This window comes from Helicobacter trogontum, from assembly GCF_000765905.2.
Lineage (GTDB): Bacteria > Campylobacterota > Campylobacteria > Campylobacterales > Helicobacteraceae > Helicobacter_A > Helicobacter_A trogontum.
Window position 1 is genome coordinate 1 of the sequence record NZ_JRPL02000075.1, and the last position, 1,869, is coordinate 1,869.

At 30.5% G+C, this 1,869-nt stretch carries 2 protein-coding genes and 1 pseudogene; all 3 read left to right on the forward strand.

All coding sequences use genetic code 11. The features are described from left to right. A pseudogene (locus LS81_RS10805) lies at positions 1 to 670 on the forward strand (hypothetical protein); the annotation flags it as partial. Between the two features lie 17 nt (positions 671 to 687). Next, on the forward strand, positions 688 to 1,155 hold the full coding sequence (locus LS81_RS10810; RefSeq protein ID WP_034345383.1) for a hypothetical protein: 468 nt from the start codon (positions 688 to 690) through the stop codon (positions 1,153 to 1,155). Positions 1,156 to 1,257: 102 nt separating this feature from the next. Continuing rightward, positions 1,258 to 1,584, forward strand: coding sequence for a hypothetical protein (locus LS81_RS12220; protein ID WP_034347344.1), 327 nt, complete (start codon positions 1,258 to 1,260; stop codon positions 1,582 to 1,584). Positions 1,585 to 1,869 lie beyond the last annotated feature (285 nt).

Sequence of the window (1,869 nt, forward strand, 5' to 3'; positions counted from 1 at the left end):
AGTCTTAGAATCTTTAAAGCAAGAATATAAGGATATTTTAGAATATATAAAAGATGATAAAGGTAGAATTATTATAAAACTAGAGGTGGGGTATGGGGAAAGGAAAAGTGAAATTGATTTGAGAGAAAAGAGTGGTGGAAAGGTTAAGTGGTTTTCACAATTTGAGCCACCTGTTCCAAATTATGGAAATGCAGCTTGTTTTAGGGCTTCAAGATACACTGTCCAACAAGCAGGTGTAAAAGATGTTAGTGGTCCATACGAAAAAACATTACAGATAGCAAAAGAAATTAAAAAAGCAAACACTCAGACTGATTATCTATCTATTGATGTTTTGAAAGCAAAACAGGCTGTAAAATATATAAATGAACAATTAGAAAATGCTTACCCCATTGTTGTTGGTGTAGATCATACCTATGGTAATACATACAATACCGATAAAACAACCGATCACTTTATAGTAATCGTAGGCAGAAAATATGATGAAAAAGGAAAATTGTATTATTTATTCTATGAAGTTGGTACACATAGTATCAATGAAAAAACATATCAATGGGGAACAAGCGACAATAATAAGTTATACATACAATCTAATTTTGTGTTAAGTGGACAAACACAAATGGGAAGTAAGAAAAATTACATTGTAACGCAAGTGCGGGTTAATATAAACTAAATATAAGGAGCAAACCAATGAAAAAGCTAATACTATATATATCTCTAACAATCTTTCTCAACGCACAGACAATGGATTTATGGGATACAAATTTTTATGAAATAAATAAAGAGAATGGCAAAGATTGCTTATTAGCCGATGTAAGTGGATTTAGCTTGAGATTAAATAAAAAATTGCAAAAAATGATTCGTAACTTTGCTATGGAGGCTGAAAGTTTGAAAATTATAGATATTCAAACAAAAAATAATCATATATCCATAAAAGCTGTTTCTGTACCACATAATTGTAACGAAATAGGTGTTAGTAAGTGTTTAAATGAGCCCATACAAAATACTACTTCCTACTCACAAGAATATAGCGTGTTTGGCATTGAAATACTTAATGACAATATGCTCTCTGTCAAAGATGAATTTGGAATAAGGTTTTATACAAATAATGCAAAACAATATATGTTGTGTAAATCTCAAATAGAAGTAGAAGAGTAGATTTATACTTGTTTAACAACCACTCTCACCAAGCCAGATTGCAAACCCTCTTTATCCCTTAGATTCAATGGTAAAGAATTACAGATAGTAGAATGGGGAGAAGTGAAAAGAGAGAAAAGCTTTGGACTTCATTTCTTAAGCCTCAATAATCCAGAAAGGCAATTTGCTGAATCTAAAAAGTATTTTATACACATAGAAAATATATCCCCTATCCCATTATCTCAAAAAATATATTATCTAGATATATATGATGAAAACAACAACAAAGTAGGAACTATTACAAACAACAATACACAAAATATAATCAATACAGAACTTTTAATATATGATATATTCTGTGATTTTGCAAACGTATTGCTAGAATATCAAAGAGAATATTCTACAAATAGAATAAAGCTAGAAGTGGGGTATGAAGAGGAAGAGGATTAAAGTGGTATTGAGATAGTAGAAAAAAATAGAATGGACATAGGTTTAGTGTCTGAATATTCTAAAAACATACTAAGACAAATTACAAAAACTTCTAACTACACGAGAGTTACTAAAAGTAGTACAGCACGAACACCTAGACGGCAAGCAGAAATTATGTATGATAATATCATTACAAATGGTTTGCAGAAACAAAGAGATACTTATAAACAGCCCGGGCAACGGATGTTAGATGTATATGAAACACAGAAAAAAGCTGGTAAAAGCAAAGAGGAAATTATACAAACA